At 43.1% G+C, this 24,043-nt stretch carries 28 protein-coding genes and 5 tRNA genes; 29 read left to right on the forward strand and 4 right to left on the reverse strand.

The annotated features are described in order from the left end of the window. Positions 1 to 242: 242 nt before the first annotated feature. A complete protein-coding gene (locus MHI25_RS06030) occupies positions 243 to 671 on the reverse strand; it encodes an Lrp/AsnC family transcriptional regulator (protein ID WP_038569079.1) in 429 nt (142 codons plus the stop codon). 129 nt (positions 672 to 800) lie between these two features. Between MHI25_RS06030 and MHI25_RS06035 the strand changes: the two genes are divergently transcribed. From MHI25_RS06035 to MHI25_RS06100, 14 genes are all read left to right on the forward strand, one after another. Next, positions 801 to 1,553, forward strand: coding sequence for an MBL fold metallo-hydrolase (locus MHI25_RS06035; protein ID WP_340395114.1), 753 nt, complete (start codon positions 801 to 803; stop codon positions 1,551 to 1,553). A gap of 143 nt (positions 1,554 to 1,696) precedes the next feature. Then, a tRNA-Asn gene (locus tag MHI25_RS06040) sits at positions 1,697 to 1,772 on the forward strand. Positions 1,773 to 1,779: 7 nt separating this feature from the next. Next, positions 1,780 to 1,868: transfer RNA gene (locus tag MHI25_RS06045), tRNA-Ser, on the forward strand. A 177-nt stretch (positions 1,869 to 2,045) separates the two neighbouring features. Then, positions 2,046 to 2,492 carry a hypothetical protein gene (locus MHI25_RS06050; protein ID WP_038574166.1) on the forward strand — a complete coding sequence of 149 codons (447 nt, stop codon included), beginning with the start codon at positions 2,046 to 2,048 and terminating at the stop codon, positions 2,490 to 2,492. Positions 2,493 to 2,594: 102 nt separating this feature from the next. Further along, a complete protein-coding gene (locus MHI25_RS06055) occupies positions 2,595 to 3,200 on the forward strand; it encodes a class I SAM-dependent methyltransferase (RefSeq protein WP_340395115.1) in 606 nt (201 codons plus the stop codon). A 242-nt stretch (positions 3,201 to 3,442) separates the two neighbouring features. Continuing rightward, positions 3,443 to 3,988 (forward strand): O-acetyl-ADP-ribose deacetylase, encoded by a 546-nt coding sequence (locus MHI25_RS06060; protein WP_280752571.1) that lies wholly within the window; start codon positions 3,443 to 3,445, stop codon positions 3,986 to 3,988. A 34-nt stretch (positions 3,989 to 4,022) separates the two neighbouring features. After that, complete coding sequence (locus MHI25_RS06065) at positions 4,023 to 4,484, forward strand: DinB family protein (protein ID WP_340395116.1); 462 nt, start codon at positions 4,023 to 4,025, stop codon at positions 4,482 to 4,484. 471 nt (positions 4,485 to 4,955) lie between these two features. Then, complete coding sequence (locus MHI25_RS06070) at positions 4,956 to 5,861, forward strand: branched-chain amino acid ABC transporter permease (protein WP_340395117.1); 906 nt, start codon at positions 4,956 to 4,958, stop codon at positions 5,859 to 5,861. An 11-nt stretch (positions 5,862 to 5,872) separates the two neighbouring features. Further along, complete coding sequence (locus tag MHI25_RS06075; protein ID WP_280752572.1) at positions 5,873 to 6,841, forward strand: branched-chain amino acid ABC transporter permease; 969 nt, start codon at positions 5,873 to 5,875, stop codon at positions 6,839 to 6,841. Next, entirely contained in the window at positions 6,810 to 7,592 is a 783-nt protein-coding gene (locus MHI25_RS06080) for an ABC transporter ATP-binding protein (protein WP_076307110.1), read from the forward strand. The genes MHI25_RS06075 and MHI25_RS06080 overlap by 32 nt, the downstream gene beginning before the upstream one ends. A 6-nt stretch (positions 7,593 to 7,598) precedes the next feature. Further along, positions 7,599 to 8,300 (forward strand): ABC transporter ATP-binding protein, encoded by a 702-nt coding sequence (locus tag MHI25_RS06085; RefSeq protein WP_076304490.1) that lies wholly within the window; start codon positions 7,599 to 7,601, stop codon positions 8,298 to 8,300. A gap of 71 nt (positions 8,301 to 8,371) precedes the next feature. Continuing rightward, on the forward strand, positions 8,372 to 9,562 hold the full coding sequence (locus MHI25_RS06090; protein ID WP_340395118.1) for an ABC transporter substrate-binding protein: 1,191 nt from the start codon (positions 8,372 to 8,374) through the stop codon (positions 9,560 to 9,562). Between the two features lie 138 nt (positions 9,563 to 9,700). Next, positions 9,701 to 9,772, forward strand: a tRNA-Glu gene (locus tag MHI25_RS06095). Between the two features lie 6 nt (positions 9,773 to 9,778). After that, positions 9,779 to 9,861 (forward strand) — tRNA-Leu (locus tag MHI25_RS06100). Between the two features lie 87 nt (positions 9,862 to 9,948). Here MHI25_RS06100 and MHI25_RS06105 read toward each other — a convergent pair. Further along, positions 9,949 to 10,572, reverse strand: a complete 624-nt coding sequence (locus MHI25_RS06105) for a hypothetical protein (protein ID WP_076128220.1) — start codon at positions 10,570 to 10,572, stop codon at positions 9,949 to 9,951. Between the two features lie 226 nt (positions 10,573 to 10,798). Between MHI25_RS06105 and MHI25_RS06110 the strand changes: the two genes are divergently transcribed. Together MHI25_RS06110 and MHI25_RS06115 are read left to right on the forward strand one after the other, a co-directional pair. Next, positions 10,799 to 11,164, forward strand: a complete 366-nt coding sequence (locus tag MHI25_RS06110; RefSeq protein ID WP_340395119.1) for a helix-turn-helix domain-containing protein — start codon at positions 10,799 to 10,801, stop codon at positions 11,162 to 11,164. 88 nt (positions 11,165 to 11,252) lie between these two features. Beyond that, positions 11,253 to 11,335: transfer RNA gene (locus MHI25_RS06115), tRNA-Leu, on the forward strand. 66 nt (positions 11,336 to 11,401) lie between these two features. Here MHI25_RS06115 and MHI25_RS06120 read toward each other — a convergent pair. Beyond that, complete coding sequence (locus MHI25_RS06120; protein ID WP_340395120.1) at positions 11,402 to 11,911, reverse strand: GyrI-like domain-containing protein; 510 nt, start codon at positions 11,909 to 11,911, stop codon at positions 11,402 to 11,404. Positions 11,912 to 12,080: 169 nt separating this feature from the next. After that, positions 12,081 to 12,560 (reverse strand): glutathione peroxidase, encoded by a 480-nt coding sequence (locus MHI25_RS06125; RefSeq protein WP_038569095.1) that lies wholly within the window; start codon positions 12,558 to 12,560, stop codon positions 12,081 to 12,083. 180 nt (positions 12,561 to 12,740) lie between these two features. Here MHI25_RS06125 and MHI25_RS06130 point away from each other — a divergent pair, with 180 nt between their 5' ends. From MHI25_RS06130 to MHI25_RS06190, 13 genes are all read left to right on the forward strand, one after another. Further along, entirely contained in the window at positions 12,741 to 13,163 is a 423-nt protein-coding gene (locus tag MHI25_RS06130) for an organic hydroperoxide resistance protein (protein ID WP_036681676.1), read from the forward strand. A 190-nt stretch (positions 13,164 to 13,353) separates the two neighbouring features. Further along, complete coding sequence (locus MHI25_RS06135) at positions 13,354 to 13,632, forward strand: hypothetical protein (RefSeq protein WP_036681678.1); 279 nt, start codon at positions 13,354 to 13,356, stop codon at positions 13,630 to 13,632. A gap of 94 nt (positions 13,633 to 13,726) precedes the next feature. Beyond that, entirely contained in the window at positions 13,727 to 14,146 is a 420-nt protein-coding gene (locus MHI25_RS06140; protein ID WP_076185832.1) for a thiol-disulfide oxidoreductase DCC family protein, read from the forward strand. Between the two features lie 79 nt (positions 14,147 to 14,225). Next, the gene (locus tag MHI25_RS06145) at positions 14,226 to 15,131 is read left to right on the forward strand and encodes a copper amine oxidase N-terminal domain-containing protein (RefSeq protein WP_340395121.1); all 906 of its coding nucleotides are present in this window, start codon (positions 14,226 to 14,228) and stop codon (positions 15,129 to 15,131) included. 35 nt (positions 15,132 to 15,166) lie between these two features. Further along, entirely contained in the window at positions 15,167 to 15,601 is a 435-nt protein-coding gene (locus MHI25_RS06150) for a DUF6526 family protein (protein ID WP_076099053.1), read from the forward strand. Positions 15,602 to 15,786: 185 nt separating this feature from the next. Then, the gene (locus MHI25_RS06155; protein ID WP_076185824.1) at positions 15,787 to 16,950 is read left to right on the forward strand and encodes a hypothetical protein; all 1,164 of its coding nucleotides are present in this window, start codon (positions 15,787 to 15,789) and stop codon (positions 16,948 to 16,950) included. Beyond that, on the forward strand, positions 16,943 to 18,175 hold the full coding sequence (locus MHI25_RS06160) for a CpaF family protein (RefSeq protein ID WP_076099051.1): 1,233 nt from the start codon (positions 16,943 to 16,945) through the stop codon (positions 18,173 to 18,175). The genes MHI25_RS06155 and MHI25_RS06160 overlap by 8 nt, the downstream gene beginning before the upstream one ends. Before the next feature lie 29 nt (positions 18,176 to 18,204). Continuing rightward, positions 18,205 to 19,008, forward strand: coding sequence for a type II secretion system F family protein (locus MHI25_RS06165; protein WP_076099050.1), 804 nt, complete (start codon positions 18,205 to 18,207; stop codon positions 19,006 to 19,008). Positions 19,009 to 19,021: 13 nt separating this feature from the next. Next, positions 19,022 to 19,894 (forward strand): type II secretion system F family protein, encoded by an 873-nt coding sequence (locus MHI25_RS06170; RefSeq protein ID WP_172628783.1) that lies wholly within the window; start codon positions 19,022 to 19,024, stop codon positions 19,892 to 19,894. A gap of 13 nt (positions 19,895 to 19,907) precedes the next feature. Next, complete coding sequence (locus tag MHI25_RS06175) at positions 19,908 to 20,096, forward strand: Flp1 family type IVb pilin (protein WP_036681690.1); 189 nt, start codon at positions 19,908 to 19,910, stop codon at positions 20,094 to 20,096. After that, positions 20,093 to 20,764: a TadE family protein gene (locus tag MHI25_RS06180; protein ID WP_340395122.1), complete on the forward strand. Its 672-nt coding sequence runs from the start codon at positions 20,093 to 20,095 to the stop codon at positions 20,762 to 20,764. Before MHI25_RS06175 ends, MHI25_RS06180 begins: the two co-directional genes overlap by 4 nt. 27 nt (positions 20,765 to 20,791) lie before the next feature. Beyond that, positions 20,792 to 23,026 (forward strand): hypothetical protein, encoded by a 2,235-nt coding sequence (locus MHI25_RS06185; RefSeq protein ID WP_340395123.1) that lies wholly within the window; start codon positions 20,792 to 20,794, stop codon positions 23,024 to 23,026. A gap of 18 nt (positions 23,027 to 23,044) precedes the next feature. Next, a complete protein-coding gene (locus tag MHI25_RS06190; protein WP_340395124.1) occupies positions 23,045 to 24,031 on the forward strand; it encodes a pilus assembly protein in 987 nt (328 codons plus the stop codon). The last annotated feature ends 12 nt before the right edge of the window (positions 24,032 to 24,043 follow it).

Genomic DNA, 24,043 nt, shown 5'->3' on the forward strand with positions numbered 1-24,043 from the left:
CAACATCGCCGAGCTATCATTGGCTGAGGCTTGCGGACCCCAATGACGCTATTGGCAAGTTTTTAGCCTTTTGGGCAGGGTTTCGGACTCAAGTGATGCTATTCGTTCGAAAGAGGCTCATATTTGGTGTTTTTCGTGCCAATAGAGGCAATGGGGTCCGATAGTATGCCAAATATGCGATTATGCTGAGTATAAGGTCAACTGGGTCCGATAGTAGCTTCATATCCGATTCCGATACAGACTTATTTCAGTTTTCCCATCGATAGATTGACTCTGTAATTTCCGAACTTCAGCAGTTCGTCGAGAAAGCTATTCAACTCCTTTTGGCTTCCGGTACGAACACGTATCCAGTAGCAGCCTTCTCCGCTGACCCTATGTATTTCTTTTACACTATCATGCTGCTTTGCGAATGTCTGAAAGGCTGGGTGAACCGTATTCGAACCCAAAAAAACAGTAATAAAGGCATGAATAGTCTCCCCAACCTTATCCGGATTCCAGCGGACCGTGTAGCCTTCAATCACTCCGGTGTCCTGCATTTTGCGAATACGTGCGCCCACAGCCTGACCGGTCATATGCACTTGCTGCCCAATATCTTTGTGACTGATCGTGGAATCTTCAATTAGAAGCTGCAGGATGCGAAAATCCACATCATCTATAAAATAAGAACTCATTATTATCTAAAATCCTTTCTGCGTGAAAGTAGAACGAGCCAATCTTTTTCCAATCTCAATGTATTCTGTTTCAAGGTCCAACTATAATTAATTGTAGCAGAAGATATCTGAAAGAAAGAAGGGCTTCCGATGAAAATACAGCATATCCGCAATGCGACCCTATGGCTAGAGTATGGTGGCAGTACATTTTTAATTGATCCTATGTTGAGTGAACAGGGTGCTAATCCACCTATTTTTAATACTGACAATGATCGCCGCAATCCGCTCGTTCCTTTGCCGGGAGCCGTAGAACAATGGCTGAGTCCTAATGCAATTCTTGTCACACATCTTCATCAGGATCATTGGGATGCTGCTGCCATTTCTTTGTTGCCGCATGATCTACCACTATTATGTCAGGAAGGAGATGGAGATAAATTAGCGAAGCAGGGGTTTGAGCATACCACGGAAATTAGCGGTTCTCTGACGTTTAATGGAATAACTATAACACGTACTGATGGACGGCATGGCACTGGAGTGACTGGTAAACTTATGGGTAAGGTATCCGGGTTTGTGTTTCAGGCGGAAGGCGAACCTGTTCTATATGTGGCTGGGGATACGATTTGGTGTGATAAGGTGAGAATGGCATTGGATGCTTTTAAACCTGAGGTGACCGTTGTGAATGCTGGTGGTGCGCAGTTTTTAAGCGGATGCCATATTACAATGAATGAGCAGGATGTCGTAGACCTATGTGAATATGCTCCTTCTACTAAAGTGATTGCTGTGCACATGGACGCCATTAACCATTGTTTGGTTACTCGAAATAAGCTAAAAGCTCATTTGGAGAAGGAATCGTTGGGGGATCGGGTACAGCTTCCGCAGGATGGAGAATGGTGTAATCTATAGACGAAGAGGGATGAAAATCTCTTTAAAAAATCTAGCAAGCGGCCGAATAATAGCATAAATTTGAAAACGATCACAAAAATTATTTTGCCCGCTTGACTAGACCTTGAAATCATGATAAATTAATTCATGTTCACTTGTAATGTTCCCTGATAGCTCAGTTGGTAGAGCACTCGACTGTTAATCGAGTTGTCACAGGTTCGAGTCCTGTTCGGGGAGCCATTTTCATGGAGAGATACCCAAGTGGCTATAAGGGGACCCTCTGCTAAGGGGTTAGACTGCGTAAGCGGTGCGTGGGTTCGAATCCCACTCTCTCCGTTCTGAATTACATAAGAAGAGCTTCCATTCTGGGAGCTCTTTTTTGTTGTGTGTGAATTTATTTTTCGGTTGCTATATGCGATTCTGAGAAACGGTGTATTCAATATTTTGGAAGGGGAATGGTGTGGAGGGATCGAATGTTTAATTGATAAGTGTGAAGAGTTTAAAGGAGGGAGCATGAAAACAATAAATCAAATACAAACAAAACCGTCAAGCCGATATGACAGTTTTGATCCGGATCAAGAGGGGAATAAAAATACTATTTTTGCCGACGTAATAATTGATGGTAGATCTCTTTACCAAATGTTAAAAAAATATGATAGGGTTCCTTCCCTCGGGTGGGGTAGTGAAGAGCATCAAAGGAAAATGATTAATTATTTTTTGTTAAACGAAATGCATGAATATTTGTACTACAGGTACCCAATATTAGTCTGTCCCTGGTGTGGCGATGAAGAGTGTGGCTTTATATCCGTATTTATTGAGAAAGAAGAGGATCTTATCATATGGAGAGATTTCAAATTAGAATCCGGTAATAAGACTATTGATATAGGCCCTTTTTGCTTTAAATGGGATGAATACGAAAAAGTTATTAAAGAGACATTTGGAACTGCGGGGATTCAATAAAGTAAACCTGAAAACCCATGGAAGAGATGTGCTCAAATAATTTATATGGGAAAGATCTATGAGTGAATCCAATAACTACATGATCAAAGGAGTGGAATCAACATGGAACTGTTTAAGCAGATCCCCTTGTACAGATTTTTGGCATTATGCAATGAAAGTGGTATGGAAAAAAACATATTAGACTGCGGAGCGGGAGGGGATTCACCTCCACTAAGTTTGTTTGCAAACTATGGATACAGTACATACGGTATTGAGATGAATGACGAACAAATTAAAAGAGCTAGTCAGTTCGCAACTGAAAGAGGACAGAATCTAAATATACAACAAGGCGACATGAGACAGTTGGTACTAAGTGATGAGTCGATGAGTTTTGTGTATTCATATAACTCTATTTTTCATATGAGAAAACAAGATGTGGAAAAAGCGATAAATGAAATGAAACGCGTTCTAAAACCTAATGGATTATTATTTGTGAATTTTTTAACCCTAAAGGATTTTAGAGTCGGCGATGGAGTTGATTTGGGGGATAATCAGTTTGAACAAATGGAAGACGATGAATTCGTAATACACTCATATTATGATTATCATGAGGCGGATTCTATGTTTGATGATTTGCAGTTATTATACAAAGAAGATCGAGTACTGGAAAGAAAGTTTGAAGGCGAATGGATACGACAAGGATTTAACGATTACATATATAAAAAATAGCTGGATGCTGAAGAACATATTAGTAGCTCCGAAAAAACTAGATATCTGCGAACAATACGTTCACGCTGTGGACCACGAGGTGTTGGTTCGATAGAAGGTAAAGGTTTGAAGAAGAGTTAGCCAGGTGGACAACCCCACGAGTCTAGTGCAAACGACTGTTTCCTAGGGTGATTTAAGCCGCTTGAATGTCAATCAGCACTTGATGCTTGTTCGCAACCATTATACTTCGGGGGGGATTTCAGATGGATGTAATTATAAATAACTCAATGATTCAGTTGATTCAAGGAGATATAACTAAATTAGATGTTGATGCTATCGTCAATGCAGCAAACACAAGCTTGATGGGTGGAGGCGGAGTAGATGGGGCTATCCATAGAGCTGGTGGAAAAGTGATATTAGAGGATTGCATGAAAATTCGTAATCAAAGGGGAGGTTGTGAGGTTGGAGAAGCGGTAATAACAACAGGAGGAAATCTGAAATGTAAATTTGTTATTCATACCGTTGGTCCTGTTTGGAATAGTGGAAAGAATAACGAAGAAGAGAAGTTAAGGAATTGCTATAAAAATTTATTAATATTAGCTGAATCTAATGAAGTAACAAGTATTGCGATACCTAATATAAGTACAGGAATATATAATTTTCCGAAAGATCTTGCTTGTAGCATAGCTATAGATGAAGTTTCAAAATATATTATAAATAATAAGTCGGAAATAAATAAGATTGTTTTTATATGTTTCGATGAAGCGAACTATGAACTATATAGGAATGAATTAAAGAGACTTTGTTAGAATTTTGATGTTTACCAAAAAAGGAGATGTGCCAATGAATAACAGATCAGATTTGCTAAATCAGTTTAAGGAATGGAATGGATTTGTTCTAGAAATTATTGATTTAGATTGGAAAACACCCATCGCTGAAGGAAAATGGACCATTCATGATGTTGTTAGTCATATTTTGTTATGGGATAAATACTTCTATGAATCGATGATCGAACCGATAGCATACGATAAAGCGATAACACTTCAACTTATTGATTTCGATCAATTCAATAATGATGCTGTTACATATGGTAAAACAAAAACCAAAGACGAATTAATAGAATTGACTGTGAAGTATCGTAACTTAATATTAGATTGTATAAGTAGTCTTGAGGAGGGAAAATACTCAGGCAAATATGTGGACGGAAGGTTTTCCTTTGAGTCCTATTTAAAGGATTTTATATCGCATGACCTACATCATATGATGCAGATTAAAGAATTAAAAAAGAAAATGATGAGTAATTGACTCGTGACGGAAGTGCAAAGAATGGAACTGACCACCCTAATTAGCTTTCTCTCACTCGATTATTGTGTGGGACAGAGCTTTTTTTTGCACAAAAATAGAGATACAACTTGACCAGTAACTCATAATAAACTCGAAAAACACATATCCAAAGAGACAAATGTTATATTATTTATCATTAAATGCAATCTGTAGGTAAAATCAAAGACACCCCCTCTGAAAATCAAACTTTAAAAATCTCCATAATTCTCCTGTTTTCTTCTCTTTACCCACTTTCTATCTATATACATCCCAAAGGATTAACTCAAAATGTTATGTAATATAACATAAAATATTGAATATTATAGTAAAAACCACAAATTTTACTGACGAATGTATAGTGCTGTGTTAATATAAGTGACATAAAACGATGAAAATGAATGTAAGCTAAAGAAAGGTGTTTTTAAAAATAAATATGGGGATTGGGGGACGGCGATGGAGTATTTCATTCAACAGTTAATTAACGGGATTTCTGTAGGGAGCATCTATGCTCTGATCGCACTTGGGTACACCATGGTTTACGGGATTATTAAATTGATCAATTTCGCCCATGGGGATGTGTTTATGGTTGGGTCGTTTATTGGATTGTTCAGTGCCAGGTACTTGGCTTCAGCAGGGCTTCCTCCGATACTGGTCTTACTTATCTCATTGGTGATCTCTATGACAATCAGTGCGTTGCTGGGGATGTCAATCGAACGGCTAGCATACAAACCTCTACGAAAAGCTTCGCGAATCGCTGTGTTGATTACTGCAATTGGCGTTTCTTTTTTGCTGGAATACAGCGGTGTGTTTGTGCTTGGTCCTCAGGCTAAAGGATTTCCGGAGATTCTTAATAAGCAGCAATACAACTTGTTTGATTCCTCGATTCAGGTGGACTCCAATCAAATCATGATCTTGGGCACGACGGTTATTTTGATGATCATCCTTCAGTATATTGTGCACCGAACAAAGATTGGTAAAGCGATGCGGGCCGTTTCTTTTGATATGGAAACAGCGCGGTTGATGGGGATTAATGTAGATCGGACCATTTCAGCCACCTTCGCGATAGGATCTGCACTTGCGGCAGCAGCAGGCGTTATTTTCGGAATGACTTACAATTCAGTGGATCCGATGATGGGGGTACTTCCGGGGCTTAAAGCTTTTGTGGCTGCGGTTCTAGGTGGCATTGGCAGTATTCCTGGTGCTCTGGTAGGGGGACTTCTGCTGGGCACAGTCGAGACAGAGGTTTCTTCTCTGGGATACTCTTCATGGCGTGATGGTGTGGCATTTGCTGTACTCATCCTAATCCTTATCTTTAAACCATCCGGGCTATTTGGTAAAAATGTCCGCGAGAAAGTGTAGGGAGATGCCGTATGAAGAAGATAAACAAGTCATTTTGGATAGGCATTGTCTTTTCTATCATGCTATATATCGTAATTCAAGTTCTTCTAACAACGGGAATATTTGATGATGTCATGGAGTCTACGCTAATTCTAATTTGTATAAATGTCATGCTGGCGGTGTCTTTGAATCTGATTAATGGGATAACGGGGCAATTCTCAATCGGGCATGCTGGATTTATGTCCATTGGTGCTTATGTTTCTTCCATTTTAACTTTGAACTTTGATATGCCATTCGTGCTGGCGCTAGTGATCTCTGGACTGATTGCTGCATTTTTCGGTGTGCTTATCGGGATTCCGACCTTGCGGTTGAATGGAGACTATCTGGCGATTGCTACGCTGGGATTTGGTGAGATTATCCGGATTGTCCTGCTCAATACAGAATATGTGGGCGGAGCTTCAGGTCTTAGCGGCATCCCCAATCAAACGACTTGGACGATTATGTTTCTGTTCACACTGGTCACGATTGTTGTGATCAATAACTTTATACGTTCCACTCACGGCCGGGCTTGTATAGCGATTCGGGAGAATGAAATTGCTGCTGAAGCGATGGGGATTAATACAACTTTGTACAAAGTCATTGCTTTTTCACTTGGAGCATTATTTGCGGGAATAGCTGGTGGTCTCTCTGCTCATAAGTTCTACGTCATCAATCCTGGCAGCTTTAATTTTCTGAAATCATTCGAAATTCTAGTCATGGTAGTGTTAGGTGGGCTAGGAAGTACAAGCGGGGCCATCGTGGGTGCGATTGTACTGACGGTGCTCTTCACGGTGCTTCAGGAATATCCGGAGCTGCGGATGATTATTTACTCGGCGATTCTAATTCTGATGATGATTTTTCGGCCTAAAGGGCTGCTTGGCAGCACGGGTTTTTCTTTCTTGAAATGGTCTAAAAAGGAGGTCAAGCCAAGTGACAGCATCAACAGTGGAAGTGCTTCTTGATGTTCAACAAGCAAGTCGTGCATTTGGCGGGCTTAAGGCGCTTAACGAGGTATCTCTCCATATTAATAAAGGCGAGTTGATTGGGCTCATCGGACCTAATGGCGCGGGAAAAACAACCCTTTTTAACTTGCTGACAGGTGTATACCCGCCTTCCAGTGGCGATATTATCCTCAGCAATCAGGCAGTAGGCGGGATGAAGCCTTATCGGATTAACCGAAAAGGGGCAGCGCGGACATTTCAGAATATCCGTCTATTTACTTCTATGACGGTGCTGGATAACGTTAAGATCGCATTTCACCAGCATGCCAGACATTCGATGTTCACTTCCATGCTTCGTCTGCCTAAGCATTTTGTAGAAGAAAACGAAATTACGCAAAAGGCTATGGATATTCTCAAAATATTTAATCTTGCCGATCAATGTGATGAATGTGCCGGGAATCTTAGCTATGGAAATCAAAGGCGTTTGGAAATTGCGCGCGCGCTTGCAGCAGGACCTAAGCTTTTGCTATTGGATGAACCAGCCGCAGGGATGAACCCGAATGAAACTCGGGATCTAATGAATCTTATTGCCTGGATCCGTGAAGAGTTTGAGCTGACGATCCTGCTTATCGAGCACGATATGTCCCTGGTTATGGGGGTGTGTGATCGGATTTATGTGCTGGATCGCGGAATGTTGATTGCTGAAGGTACGCCCGTTGAAATACGGAATCATCCCAAAGTCATAGAAGCCTATTTGGGACAGGAGGCGTAGTGGACCATGCTTAGCGTACAGGGGATCAATGTATATTATGGGGCTATTCATGCCTTGAAGGATTTAAGTATGAATGTAAAAAAAGGCGAGATTGTAACTCTAATCGGCGCAAATGGAGCAGGCAAGTCCACGTTGCTTAAGACGCTTTCGGGACTGCTGAAACCCAAAACAGGCAGTATAGATTTCATGGATAAATCTATTACGAATCAGAGTGTTCAGTCCATCGTAAAACAGGGGCTCATTCATTGTCCGGAGGGCAGGCGTGTATTTGCTAATATGTCTGTGGAAGAAAATCTGGAGCTAGGAGCTTTTTTACAAGATTCGGGCAGCTTAGCTGCTGATTTTGCCAAGGTCTACTCCACCTTCCCGCGTCTTTTAGAAAGAAAAAAACAGCTTGCTGGCACATTATCCGGCGGGGAGCAGCAGATGCTTGCTATGGGGCGTGCGATGATGGGGCATCCCAAGCTTTTATTATTAGATGAACCCTCGATGGGGCTTGCTCCATTACTCGTTCAGGATATTTTTAGGATCATCCAGGAAGTAAATGCCTCTGGAACAACCGTGCTTCTTGTAGAACAAAATGCCCATCAGGCGCTTAAAATTGCTCATCGGGCTTACGTTCTTGAGACGGGCAGAGTGGTGCTTGAGGGAGATGCCAAGGAATTGGCAGATTCGGAAGAGATCAGAATGGCTTATCTGGGACATTAATTCATCGGCTAGTTCACAACAGCATCACAGAAAGAACCTATAAAATATTTATTTTGGGAGGCTGGAAGAGGATGAAGAAAATCGGGGCCATATTGCTGACTGCATTGCTGGCTGGTGGATTGCTGGCAGGCTGTGGGAACAAGACAGACAACACTACCGCTGAAGGTGGGAACGCTGGTGGAGGGACCATCAAGATTGGAGCAGACCTTGAGCTTACAGGCGGCCAGGCTTCCTTCGGTGATTCTGCACTCAAAGGGGTAAAGCTGGCGGTAAAAGAAATTAATGACGCAGGTGGAATACTCGGCAAAAAACTTGAACTGATTGAAGCGGATAATGCTTCCAAGTCGGAAGAGGCGACACGCGCAGCGCAAAAGCTGATTACTACCAATAAAGTTGTAGCTATTATCGGTGCAACTACATCTACGAATACACTCGGAATTGTTCCCGTTGCTCAAGAAAAAGGCATCCCGCTGGTTAGCTCCTCAGCCACCAATCCCAAAGTAACAGTTGATGAACGTACTGGAGATTTGAACGAATGGGTATTCCGGGCCTCCTTTATTGATCCTTTCCAAGGTGAAGTAATGGCTAACTTTGCTAAGGATACACTTAAAGCGAAGACGGCTGTTATTTATACGGATGCTTCAAGCGATTATTCCAAAGGGCTGCAGACCTTCTTTAAAGCAACGTTTACTAAGAACGGTGGCTCTATCTTAAGCGAAGAATCCTATCAACAAAAAGATTCTGATTTTAAAGCTGTATTAACACGTATTAAAGAAGCTAATCCCGATGTTATTTATCTTCCAGGCTATTATGAGGAGGTCGGCAAAATCGTAAAGCAAGCTCGCGAAATGGGGATCACCGTTCCGTTTATGGGCGGGGATGGCTGGGATTCACCTCAGCTGGCTGAGATTGCCGGAGCGGATGCCCTAAACAATACGTTTATGTCCAATCACTATTCACCTGAAGATAGCTCGCCAGAAGTAAAATCGTTCGTAGATGCCTTCAAGGCTGCTAACGGTGATCTTGTTCCAGATGGGATGGCTGCGCTGGGATATGATGCTGTGAAACTAGTGGCAGACGCGATTACACGTGCGGATTCCACAGAACCTGAGAAGCTGAAGGATGCACTGGCGGGGACAAAGGATTTACAACTGGCCACGGGTAAAATCACAATGAATGAAACGCATGACCCGGTAAAAGCAGCTGTGGTGCTAAAGTTTGTAGATGGGGTACAAACCTTTGAGGCAAAAGTAAATCCATAAGCGTTGTGATTAGAGGCGCGTACCTTTATTGGTGCGCGTTTCTTTTTGTTTTAACTTTTTTAAAAAAAAGACTTGTCAAAATTCTTATGGTTTGATATACTCATTTTTGTTGTGACAAGAAAATAACTTGTAAAGCATGGCCCGTTGGTCAAGGGGTTAAGACACCTCCCTTTCACGGAGGTAACATGGGTTCGAATCCCATACGGGTCATATTATGCGGTAGTGGTGGAATGGCAGACACGCTATCTTGAGGGGGTAGTGGGTGTATACCCGTGGAGGTTCGAGTCCTCTCTACCGCATACAAATAAAAAGTAAGAAACCCTTTGTTCGCAGAGGATTTCTTACTTTTTTTTATAAGATTAGAAGTGAAATTCAGTGACGTCAGGTCATCTCTTAAAAGCCCCAGCATACTGGGGATAGAGCTGTCTTATGCAGTCTGGGCAGATATCATGAGTGAATTGCAAAGAAAGCTGATGCTTTAAGAAATGTTCAATGGTGATCCATTCATCCTTGGGATTACGAATACATTTACAGGAAGCACAGATTGGGATTAGCTCAAAAGATGATGGTAAGGTTGAACGGAGGTTTATGATCTCCGGATGAAGAGGTTCTTCTTTATAGGGGCCCACATCATATAGTGAAATTATAAAAGTGGCTTCTGGGTGCGGATCTGAGAGAAATGGGTAGATCTCCAAACGGAAGATTCGTTTCCCTTTATTAGCGGTTTGTATGGAGAATTCGGAAGTATAAACCTGATGCTCTCTGCGGAGTATATATTTCACTGATTCATAAAGCTTGGCCCATTGATCGGGATCGACAATCACATCTTGCATGAGCTCTGAGTAATACGCGCCAATCCATTTCTTATTAGTAGAAAGACCATATTCATGACTAAAGGCCTTCCACCTGCTGTTGGTGAACTGGATAATCCCATGACTGTTGATTACCACCGCATTGTGCGGTAAAGCTTCAAGTGAATGGATAATGGAAGATGATAAGCATTTTGACAAAAGTCACCGCTCCCTCCTAGAGATCATTCAGGATGATAAGTTAACAAAGGGGGCCAGACGGTATTCTACAGATACTTGTCACCTGAGTCGCCTCTTATCGTCACTCCAGCCATATGATATAATCGGATAATACATAACAATACTAATTATATACTTTTTTACGTTATTTTGCAATAGGTAATTACGTAAATAAGTAATTTATTTTTAGATGGAGGGCGATTCACCGATGCAGACCATATACGAACGTATAGAATACCTGATTAAGCAGAAAGGTTTGACCAAAAAATCATTCTGTGAGCAGTTAAATATCAGCACAGGTAATATGGGAGATTGGAAGCGGGGAAAGACTACTCCAGGAACACATAAGCTGATTGAGATCGGTGATTTTTTTCATGTTAGTCTGGACTGGCTCATTCTCGGCAAAGATACACCGAATACTGTACGAGAGAGCGGCGTAGACTATGATTTGAGTGATGTTCAGCTATCGGAAAGCCGAGTAGAAGAATTACTTCCAGCAGAAAAGAATTTTATCAAGGAATATATAGCTTTTGCTGAATATCGTAAACAGAAAATGGTCGACGAAGAATCTTAAAATCTGCATCTTTACTTTTGAGAAAAGTACATTTATAATAATGAATGTTGACCTCAAACAAATTTATGTTCTATGTTTTACACACCGCGCGGTAGTGGTGGAATGGCAGACACGCTATCTTGAGGGGGTAGTGGGTGTATACCCGTGGAGGTTCGAGTCCTCTCTACCGCATACAGAATGAAGAAAGAGGCCTTGCGATGCAAGGCTTCTTTTTTTGTTCAATCCTCAATCCACAACCTACTTCTTTACAAGCGGCACGCATAGATTGGCTTCGAATCCTTCATCATCCGGACCGGACTTTTCCGTGTATTGGATGTAAAAGACTCCATCAGGGTTGAACTTATAACCGGAATCCGGCAGCCATTCATTATGTATATAATTCCAGGTATGTTGAAAAGCCAACTGAGGGAATCCTTTTGCAGTAAATATAGCATAGGTAGACGCAGGAAGTTTCTTATGAACAAGGCCTTCAGGGATACAATCTAACTGCTCGACTTCAACGCAAAGGAAAAAATCAATATCCCATGTGGTATGCTCCCACAGTTTAGGCACGGATGTACGGTTCTGAAATAGACCGAGATAACAACCGCTGCTTTGAACTTTTGTGGGTATAGCATCAAATTTTGCATCAATATCCAGCTCGCCAAAAACATATTCCCAAAGATTCGCGTATGGCTCCCCGGATGAGTTTACATTTGTCCAGCCAATAACATTTAGTTCGGGTATATCAAGCAGTTGAACAGTCACCGATTGTCCCTCCCAGCAAAAATATTTCAACAATATTATAAAATATTCCAAGAGATTAAAGGGTGCTGATATATAGCGATATTATGACGTTCTTTCTAGTTAAAAAGGATACTTTACCGCATAACAACAGGGGGCTGTGTGATGTGGTGAGTATCCTTTTTCTAATGAATTATTTTAAAAGCTTGGAAATATCGGATTCGATCTGCTGTGGAGTGGTCTTAGGAGCAAACCGTTTTAGAACACGGCCATCTTGGTCAACCAGAAACTTCGTAAAGTTCCATTTCACACTTTTTGAGCCTAAGACACCAGGAGCTTCTTTGGATAAGTATTTGAATAATGGATGTGCTTCATCGCCTTTTACGTCAATCTTCTCGAACATAGGGAAGGTTACCCCATAATTAATCTCGCAGTATTCCGCAATTTCATCACTTTCGCCAGGCTCTTGTCCAGCAAATTGATTGCTTGGAAATCCTAAAACTTCGAACCCGCGGTCCTTGAATTTCTCGTACACTTCCTGAAGACCTTTATACTGGGGAGTAAATCCACATTTGCTGGCAGTATTCACAACCAGGAGTACTTTACCCTTGTACTTTGACAATGATTCCTCTTCACCCTTAAGAGTGTTGACCTCAAAATCATAAATACTCATGGATGACACCTCCATAGCTAATTTAAGTTTTTAACAATTTAATTGTACACTATTTATGATCTGGAGCCAAATAAGAAAGTATTATGAATCATTCCTCATCATCGTTTCAAATCATACCTGTTGTTTAAAGTATAAAGTATGAGCATGACCAATACAGCTTGATGAAGGAGAAGATGACTCATGAAAGCATTATACACAGCAACTACAACAGTCCATGGCGGTCGTGAAGGCTCCATTGAATCCTCGGATGGCGTGTTAAAGCATAATCTAAGCATGCCTAAAGAGCTTGGAGGGCCGGGAGGTTCCGGTACCAATCCAGAGCAACTATTCTCGGCTGGTTATGGAGCGTGTTACGAGAGTGCACTAGCGAATATCGCCCGTAAAGAGGGCGTGAAACTCCATGACGTGGAGGTAACTTGTAATGTGTCCATTGGGAAGGATGACAGCGATGGAGGCTTTAGACTTGCTGTGAGAATGGATGTGAAGCTGCCAGGGATCGAACACGACAAAGCAGAGGAACTGGCGAAGAAGGCTCACGAATTCTGTCCTTACTCCAAAGCAACCAGAGGTAATATCGAGGTTGAATTAAAGATTGTTGATTAAATGTATCTGTATATATTTTATGGAAATAATGGCTAAATAGAGACGTAAATCATAAAAGAGTAATAAATAGCTGCCGTGTTAGGCGTCTTTGGTTGACATCACCCTTAAAATTCTTTAATATGTCTAAGTATCTGAGAATGTGCCTGCGTGTGCAATTTACAACCAAAAATTTAAATAATGGGTGATGAAGATGTCTTACAGACCGAATATTACGAATGTGACCAAAGCCAGCAGCAACGATAAGGAAGGATTGTACGAGTTCATTATCAAGCTTGCTGATGGAACGGAGTGCCGCGCGTTTTATCATCGGTTTCCGGAATGGAAAATGACGAACATCAGCCGCCTGCTTAAAACTCCATGTCCAATTTGCCGCAAAGATTTCATCTGCAAATGCATGGAGGCATTCACTGCTGATTTCGAAGGGCAAATGATCGGGGATCAATGGATTGAGAAAGCAATCGCAGAATAATTAAAGAACGGCACTTGATGGCGCGGGAGGTTATCCCGCGTTTTTGTTTACCCAAAAAAGCAGAAATTTACGCCTTTAAGACGGAGGGGGAGCCATGAACGAAGAACTGAACCTTATGAAAGATAAGTCCATTGTGTTGATAGACGGAGTGTGTCATCTTTGCCAGGGGGTAGTTCGTTTCATTATCCCGCGTGACCCCGAGGCTAAATTTCTATTCGCACCATTACAGAATGAGATTGCGGCAAAGCTAATGAAAGAGTCTGGACTTCAGCCTGGACAATTAAACACGGTGATTTTACTGGAGAACGGAGTGTATTATACAGAGTCGGCTGCTGTGCTAAGAATTGCCCGTAAATTGAGATTTCCTTGGCCTGCCGCATACGTGTTCATCTTAGTACCACGCCCATTGCGCAATGCTCTTTATCGGTATGTAGCTAAGAACCGCTATCGTTGGTTCGGACGTGATGAGCAGTGTATGCTCCCTACCCCAGAGATCAAACGGAGATTTTTGTAAACCATAATCTGGGAGAATGTTATAATGAAACTATAAATGGGTACAGTTTTTTCATATTATCACTAGGGGTGAACGAATAGTGAAACGGAAAGGGCTTCTGCTTTTTATAGTCATGTTGTTATCTTTAAGTATGATCGGTACGGCCTCAGCTGCCCCCAAGCTTCGCATTATGGTGAACAATTCAAGTGTGGATGTTGGTGTGCAAATCGTGTCGGGGAAGACGCTGGTTCCGCTGAAGGCTTTTGAAAGATTCAAGAATACTTCTATTCAATGGGATGCCAATACCAAGCAAGCTACGATTGCTAGAGATTCTATGAAGATTAAGCTTGCGGTTGGCTCACGGACGGCTTGGAAGAACTCGGATGCTGTACAACTGGATGTATCGGCCAAAATAGTGGATGGAAGAGTAGCGGTACCCCTGCGGTTTATCGCGGAGGCTCTTGGAGCGAGAGTAACAGTAGATGCTGCTACGAATACAGTCTGGGTTCAGGAACGGGCCAATGCTAAACTTGTGCAGAATTATAATAGTAATGACTTAGTTGTTTCCCGCATAGCTGCTCTGCAATTCCCGGTTGAAGAAAGAGAACCCTCCAAATTGACGGGTGATAATGAAGCATTGTCAATGACGTATTATTTTCCTGAAGGCAGATCTGATGGTTATTTTATATTGTATGGACATTTCGTAAAGTATTATGAGATCAAGGATAATATTGTAAAAGTAGTTTGGGAAGCTGATCTGGATATGTCCAAAGAGGCTACAAATAAAGATTTTACCGCGATATTCGGTTACCCAGTTGCGAAGGAATATGGTAAAGCACCTGTTCTAGCTCCATCCTATGCCTCTTTTTATACGAGTGTTTGGGGAAGTCAGATTATTTATGGAATGGTTAATGCGGATGGAACTACTAAAGTTTCAGGACAGTCTCTGTACTGGGGGAATAATGAACCTTTTGTCTTAGCTATTCCCGGAGAGACTAAGCTTTAAGCAATATACAAGTCATATAAATATGGAGATGAATGATGAACAAGGGGAAGCCTAAAGGTTTTATGCGTTTTGATTGGCCTTATCATTTTGTAACTATGCCGCTAGCGCTGATTATATTTGTGTGGTCGGGAATTTATGTCGTTCAGGTGTTACGTGATGATGGTGCTTTAACAGTGCCCTTGCTATTATTTGGTTTATCTCTATGCCTGTTATTTGCGATTACTCGAATTCGAATTTATGCCACAAAAAATCAGGATCGAGTAGTGAGGGTGGAGGAGCAGTTCCGGTATTTCCGATTGACAGGCGAAGCATTAAATCCAAAGCTTGAATTAGCTCAGATTATTGCACTTCGGTATGCAGGAGATGAAGAGTTTCCGGCACTATGTCAGCGGGCGGTGAAGGAAAAGCTTAGTCCTGCCGATATCCGGTCTGCCATCAAGAATTGGCGTGAAGATACGATGAGAGTCTAAAAACCACTTGATGTGCGAAAAAACTTATTGCTGCCTTCTTATATATATGCTACTATAGCTGTAAATTAAAGGGATAGTAACGGAAGCACCGTTCAATGTACCGTATCCACGGTTATTGTCGGTGCTTTTTTGCTGTCTTTTTTTTGACAATATTTATAAATTTCTTGCGAAAGGAGAGAGGTTTTATGGCGGCAAGGATTGTACTCGCAGTGCGTGAAAGCCAATATATCGAACCATTGCTACACTATCTTCATCATAGTGAGTATGGAGAAATGCTGCGAATCACGGCTTTTAGTCGGCTGGATGCTTTTATCGATTTTATGAGGGGAGAGGATATGCCGGATGCTGTTGTAGGTGACGTTACTTTTATCGAGGCTTGGCTTGTGGAGGGAAGAACTAAGGTGCCTTGGGCAGTTTTGAGTGAGGAGGGAGCTTATCTTAGCAGGAGTTCTAAAAGCCTGGCTGGAGGCATCATGATTGCGAAATATCAGGCACTGCCTTCTCTGCTGGGAGCATTTATTCAACTATGTGAAGTGAAACGAGCTAGAGGTTCCTCTGTATTAGATGAAACGCTGCTGCTCGGTATCGTCTCCTCAAGCGGGAACACGGGCAAAACCACAGTAGCTATGAATATGGCTAAGCAGCTAGGTGAATTGGGGCTTTCGGTCTTTTATTTGAATCTTGAAAGTGTGGACAGCAGTGGATTATTTTTACGGCCCCCTGCAGGAAATACGCCTGGACTAGAGCGGCTCCTTTATGAAATCAAAGCCAGCCGGGATAAGGGCGGAGCCGATACGATTGATTTGGGGCAATACGTGATTAGGTATGATCACCTTCGAAGTGCTGCTTTTAGGCCAATTATTAATGTAAAAGAAATGCTGCAGATGACTACGCAGGATACGCTAGATTTGTTGGCGCTGTTGGTTGCGGAAAGAAATTTTGACGTAGTTATAATAGATACCGGCAGTATTGAAGAAGAACGTGCCAAAGCTGTGTTACATAAATGCGGAATTCTATTGTGGGTAGTTAGAAATGACGAGGTAAGCATTCATAAGACCATGAGATGGCTATCCCATTGCAATGCTCCTAATTCTGGTATGCCCAGCCAAGTGATGGACAAAAGTAGATTTGCCGTGAATTTTGCCGCAGAGGGTTTAGAGGTGTGGGCACCTCCGGAAGGAATTACCGTTGAAGGTGTACTTCCGTATATCCCATCTTGGACGCTGCAGCACCGTGAGGAGCTTTTTCTGAACTCACCACAATTCCAAAAGGAGATCTTACAGCTGTGCAAGCAGATTATAGAACCGTCGCTTCCGCAAGTATTCACTGGTAAGGGTTTACATGAATGAGGAAATGTTTAAGGCACTTCGCAGTGACATCCGGGCAGGATTAGATGTTACTTCTGCAGTTGGAAATCGTGAACTCACCCAATATATTGAAAGGACAATTTTGGACAGCGAAAATCTGCGTTATTTAACAGCACAGGAGAAACATGAGCTCGTGAAGAGATTGTTCGATTCTTTTCGAGGATTGGATGTACTCCAGCCCTTAGTGGATAATCCGGCGATCACTGAGATTATGATTAACAGCCATACTGAGATTTTTGTAGAAGAGGAGGGGCAGATTCGTCGTCTCCATTTGGAATTTGAGTCCAGCAGCAGGTTGGAGGATATTATCCAAACGGTTGTATCCGGTGTGAACCGGGTTGTAAATGATTCTTCTCCTATCGTTGACGCTCGGCTAAAAGACGGATCGCGTGTAAATATCGTGCTTCCGCCAGTAGCTCTGAAAGGCCCGGCGATGACCATTCGGAAATTTCCTGAAACACCGATGACGATGCAGGATTTAGTCCGTCGTGAAGCCTTAAGCTTGGAAGCCGCAGAGTTGCTGCAAATTTTAGTGGCTGCTAAATACAATATTTTTATTAGTGGCGGGACCGGCTCTGGGAAGACTACTTTTCTTAATGCATTATCTCAGTATATCCCCCCACAGGAGAGGGTCATTACGATAGAGGATTCCGCTGAACTGCAGATTGTAACCGTGCCGAACCTTGTTTCACTGGAGACCAGGAATGCTAACACGGAAGGTAGAGGGGAGATTTCCATCCGAGATTTGATTCGTTCTTCTCTGCGAATGCGCCCTAACCGGATTGTTGTGGGGGAGGTACGGGGAGCGGAATGTCTCGATATGCTGCAGGCTATGAACACCGGACACGATGGAAGCTTGTCTTCCGGCCATAGTAACAGCGCACACGATATGGTCAGCCGACTGGAGACGATGGTGCTAAGTGCTGCGGAGCTTCCGGTAGCTGTTGTTCGCCAGCAAATTTCATCCGCAATTGATATCTTCGTACACTTATCACGTCTCCGTGATCGTTCCAGGCGGGTGATGGAAATCAGTGAGGTTGCGGGGTTGAAAGACGGGGAAGTGATCTTGAATCCCTTATATGAATTTCAAGAAGCTGGTGAACGAGAGGGAAGGGTGCAAGGGGGGCTGCTTCCCTGTGGTAACCCATTGTTGCATACAACGAAGCTTAGGATGGCTGGTGTAAACTCCTATCCATTGGCTCAATAGAGATTCAAAATTCCAGAAGGGGGGAGGTCATGCTTAAGTTTAAATTTGTTGCTGCAAAGCCTGTAGAAGCGGATCCTGACGGTCCTTCGTTATTACCAGATTATAAGGTATACGAATTGACCTTGCTGCAGAGGATTCTGACCCTTACTGCAGGTGGACTGCTGATGTATGGAATTGGATATCTTTTTTATCATCATTGGCTGCTGTCGTTGCTGCTTATGCCTGGCGGAGCTTATGCCCCGCATATGCTGCGTAACTATCTACTGAAAAGACGTCGAAATGCACTGAATTTACAATTTAAGCAGACGTTATTTTCGCTGTCTTCCTCCCTTTCAGCTGGGCGTTCGGTGGAGAATGCATTCCGAGAGGCGGTTCAGGATTTACGTATGCTCGACCCGGAGGGAAGCAGTGATATGATCTCCGAGTTAAACATTATCTGTGCACGCATGGAATATGGACAGCCTGTGGAAGAAGCGCTGCGGAACTTTAGTGAAAGAGCGGGAATGGAGGACATCGAGCGATTCGCGGATGTGTTCTCGGTCTGTAAGCGTACTGGTGGTGATCTTGTAGAAGTGGTGCGCCGTACATCAACGATTATCGGTGAGAAGCTGGATATTCAGCAGGATATTGCTGTAAGTATTGCTCAGAAGAAATTTGAGGCTAAGGCACTGCTTATAGCTCCGCTGATCATGGTGATGTTTATGAGTTTGACGGCTGGAGAATATATGGAGCCAATGTATACAGGAGCGGGTATAGCCATATCGACATTAGCGCTTGTTGCTTTATTCCTATGTTATCTCTGGACTACTAAAATAATGGACATTCCACTGTGAAGGGGGTGAAATCATGCGCTGGCTATGTGCGGTGGTTACTGTTATTTTGCTGATAGTCTGGGTTCTACTGCGAATTCAATGCGGCAACAGATATGTCGCGTTACGCAGTCTTCCTATGGAAGGATTACGGCTTCGGAAGTTAGGCGAACCGTTATTACTGCTTATTGAGAAGAGTGGTATCGCCAGTCGGTTTCCCTCACTGTTGTTCAGAATTCAGCGTTCTCTACAGCGCAGTTATGGGATGCGTTATAGCGCAGAGCGGACCCTGCTGTTCATGGGTGAGATGCTAAGTTACAGCTGGCTGTTGCTTGTAGGTGGAAGCTTGATTACAGCATTTAGTGGCGAACAGGCAGGTATGATATTGGGTGTGTTTTTGGCAATTGCTCTACCAACCGCTATGGTCAGTGATCTGCACAAAAAGGTGAGAGTTAGGGAGCAGAATATTATGCTCGAATTGCCAGAGCTGCTGAACAGTATTGTGTTGTTGGTTGGCGCAGGAGAGACCGTGCAACGAGCTATTATTCGCTGTGTGGAAAGCCACCGGGGGGATACGAATCATCCTCTGTATAAGGAGCTAATGACTATGACTAGTGAATGGGAGGGCGGATATTCTTTCCAGCAGGCGTTTGAAAATTTCAGCAAGAGATGCGCTGTGCAGGAGGTATCGGTATTCACAACGACAGTTTTGCTGAATTATCGCAGAGGTGGAGCGGATTTTGTGCTATCGCTACGTGATCTGTCGCGGATGTTGTGGGATAAACGAAAGGCTCTTAGCCGGACGCGCGGAGAGCAAGCATCCTCTAAATTAGTTTTTCCGATGGTAGTTATCTTTTTAATAGTAATTGTACTGGTGGGAACGCCAGCATTTTTGATGTTAAAAATGTAGGAGGCTGAAGCTGATGGTATCAACAATGTTGGATAGTATGAAGAACTTTTGGGAAGACGAGGAAGGTTTAGGAACTTTGGAGATGATTTTGATTATTGCTGTCTTGATTGCAGTTGTTCTTTTGTTTAAGGACAAAATTCAAGAGGTAGTAGAAGCCTTAATTAAAACGGCGGGTGAAAAGAGTCAGGAAGTATTCGATTGAACAAGTTTAAGGGTGATCAAGGCAGTTTTACTATTGAAGCGTCACTTCTGTTGCCGATCGTCATGTTTATTACGATGCTTCTTTTGTTTTTTTGCTTGTATAGCTATCAGAAGTCCATGCTGTTGCAAGTGGCCTCAGGAGCTACTGAGCGGGCGGCTTACAACTGGGACAACAGTCACAAGGAGGTCTCTGGTTCTTACATGGCTGGTGAGTACGACTCCCTTTATTGGAGAATTGGGGATGATGCCTTGTTAGCCTCATTATTTGGTGGAGAAGCTGGCAGTGCTGGCGTGACAATAGAGTTGCCCGGTGAAGTATCAGGGAAGAGTGAATTGCCAGTGCTTAAACTGGGCCATTCGTCTACTATGATTCCGGACAATATGCCAGGAACTATGCGTTATGCTCACAGTCTTACAGGACGGAGAGTAAAGGCCGAGCTAAATCGTCTACTGAGCTTGCCTGTGCTTGATAGCGTTCTATCGGATGAGGCTAACCCAACTGTTGAAGCCCAGTCTATCATTGTCGAGCCTGTTGAGTTTATTCGTACGGTCGACCTGATGCGTTATTTTGGAGCTAAATTTAAAGGGGGCTCTGAGGGTAGTGGATCTGCAGTTTACATGAATAAGAAGGATGCTTCTGCTATGCTGACCAAGCTTCAGGATAAGTAAAATCTCTGTTCAAGGGAGGGGGTTTTAATGAAAAGTATAATTACGGGTTGTCCTGCTAAGGGCAAAACAGAAGGCTCAGTTACAATTTTTCTAATCATGGTGCTGGCTTTCGTCTTTCTATTTACTGCTGTGCTGATTGATTATGCGCGAATCGCTGCGTTCAACGTTCAGGAGGAACGATTAGCGAGAGCCAGTATCCGCTCTGTTATGTCTTCATATCATGTTGAATTGTGTGAGAGATACGGTTTATTTGCATTCGGTGATAGTGATGGTGATATGCTGCTGTCCAAAGTGCTCAATGAAAATTTGCATAAAAGTGGGCGGGGGGATACGTTCAATCTCTTACCCTTTGCACTGGAATCCTCCTCTTTGGAATGGAGCCGGCCGCTGGGAAGTTATGATGTTTTTCGTCATCAAATACTGGAAGAGATGAAATATAAGGCTCCGGTTGATTTCGCCTTGGAGCTGGCAGGTAAATTCAAGCCGCTGTCGGGCGTAATGGCAGAGGCCTCAAGAGCTACTGAATTACTTAGTAAGCTGCAACCTTTATATGATGAACGTGAAGAGAATTTGGATCTAATGTTAGAGCGGAGAAGCCAAGCGGCGGAGAGTGGAAGAAGAGTACTGCTATGGATTATGAATCCGCCCGGAGATTCTATCTCGGCCCATTTGCTCGGAAGCATGCAAGCAGCCGCGGATATACCAGCACAGTATAGTGACTATCTTGGGAAATATTACGAAGATCTATATCGTGATAGTAAAAAGCCTGCAAAGTACACTTATCAGTTGGCACTTTATCAGAGCCGAACTTCAGAGATGTTGTCGCGGCTCCCATCCTTATTAACAACCTTTCATGAAGAACATGGACAATCGATGGAGGAAGCGAAGGATGCGTTAAACAAAGCGCAGCAATTGAATGACGAGATGAGAGATGTTTTGGCAGCTTCCCGAATAAGTGGCGTAAATCTGGCAGACGATCCTGCTAAGGACTGGGATATTCCGGGAAACTCGGGGGAAATAAGCGCTGAGCCACTTAAAAAGCTGCATGAACAGGAAGATGCCTTGATCCTCTCTTCGGCTGACATTAGTAGTATGGAGAATGGTTTATTTATGCAGCAAAGTGCGTACGAGTCCATTGAACCGACGGTAACAGGATTATCAGGAGTGTTGCATGAAGCTTTGGGAGTCAACGGCGATTCCTACCAAATGATTTCCTCTGTTCTAGGGGCTTCGCATGTAGTGGACAACTATTATAAAAAATACGGTAAGAAGGGAAGTGTTATCGCTAGTGATTTGGCTTTTCTTGAAGAGCATCGCAGCTCGGATAAAGCACGTAAGCAAGTAGAGTGGGAAGCCAAATCCAAGCTGGGCGAGGTTAGAGCACTGCTGGACAAAATTAGAATGCTAGGTAGCGGAGCGGCAGCTTCAATGGAACGTTATCAAATCCTTCATCAATTTTATGAGGACAATGTTTCATTTAACAACGGATTGGAGTCTCAATCCTCTGATAAATCTGAAGTATCAGTATCCTCAGATCCCTATGCTGCTGGAAGCTCGGCGATGAAGGATATTGACGGGATTTATGCAGCAATGAGTGGCATTATGGGGGGCGCTAGAGACAGGCTTTTTCAAACAGAGTATTCCGCGCTTTATTTTCAGCATTTTGATGTTTCAAAGTTAGCTAGTCTGGCACTGAATTCTCTGGAAGACACTAGTGAGCTCAAAGATCAGCTTGATCCTCGCGCTCAGGAGCTGGAATACATTTTATACGGATTTCATAATCCCGCAGGGAATGTGGCCGCAGCCTATGCCGAAATATTCGCGATGAGGTTGTCCATTCGCACAATGGAAGGATTTATAGAAAAGGCAACCTTGGGAAATCCACTGGCTGTTCTAGCGGCGGCACTGTTGTATGGAATCCAGCATGCCATTCAGGATATGTTGCAGCTTTGTGAGAAGGATGCGATTCCTTTATCCAAATATATGCCGGCGCAGCTGACTTACCGTGATCATCTGCGACTGTTCATGATAATGCATGGGGGCGGGGAAGTGCAGCTATCGCGGATGCTGGCTCTAATTCAACTGAACACAGGAATAAATCCAGCGGAAAGAAACACCTATGTATCATCGGACATTAAGCTCCAAATGCAGTTATGGTTTCTGCCAGGTGTAGTTAAAATGTTGAATTACACTGCTGGTTTTCCGGGAGAGGTACAAGGGAATAAGTATCTGAGGGCAGTAAAAGCTGATTATTCTTATTAGCGGGAGGTTGGTAAGGAGATGGGGGATGGGTATGGGTATGGAATCAGAGGGGAGGACAAGGAAGAAGGTAGCATGGTAGTAGAAGCGTCGATGGTTCTTCCGTTCTTCCTGCTATTCGTCCTGTTCCTGATTTCTATCGTACAGATGACCTTGTATTCGACAGCTTTGCAAAGTACAGCATCAGACACTGTAAAGTCTATCTCAACTCATATGTATCCTGCGGCTTTGGCGGTGCAGAAATGGGGAACATCCAGCGAAGTAAGTGATGATTCAGGAGGGGATGACAGTGATCATTCTGCTGGCCTGAATTGGACTATTCCTCGCTTGTCACTTACTGATTGGGGCGATAGTTATGCTGAGTCTTTACCCAAGCCGTTAAATGAGTGGGTTATGTCGGCTTTAGAAAGTGGTGAGGGACCGTTGCAGAAGCTTCAGGCAGAGACTAGTGAAAGTGTACTTGATCTTGCGATCAAACCTTTATTGAAACCATACCTGACATCAGATTTACTGGATTATGAGCGAATTCATGTATCTAATGTTATGGTGCCGGAGCTAAAAGAGGGTACTCGTCCCTACCTTGGGCTAGTGGTTAGTTATAAGCTGCCGATGAAGGTCCCCTTTCTAAACCAAAGTATTGTTTTAGAAGCAAGTGCTGTTGAACGCCTCTGGATCGGGGATACGGGAGAAGGCATAGCCAAGGAGGGGAACGGTACTGGCCAACCAGATGAATTTATTGAAATCTTAGAAAAGCCGAACCCGGCTGTAGCGAATAAGCAAGGCAAGGTTCGTGCCAGAATACCGCCGAATGCTTCTGCCAGCTTGTCAGTCTTTTATAAGAGCGGGGGCAGTACTGCCAAATATTTAGGCTGGAAACAAGCGGATGAAGATGGATATATCGAGTGGGAATGGAAAATTGGTGTAAATACCACACCGGGCTCGTGGCCGTTTGTTATACAACTGGATGATGGTAGATCTGTTGAGGTTATGTTCACAGTAGTGAAGTGAAAGGGTGGAAAA

Origin of the sequence: Paenibacillus sp. FSL E2-0177 (genome assembly GCF_037992975.1) — a bacterium.
Classification (GTDB): Bacteria; Bacillota; Bacilli; order Paenibacillales; family Paenibacillaceae; genus Paenibacillus_AQ; species Paenibacillus_AQ odorifer.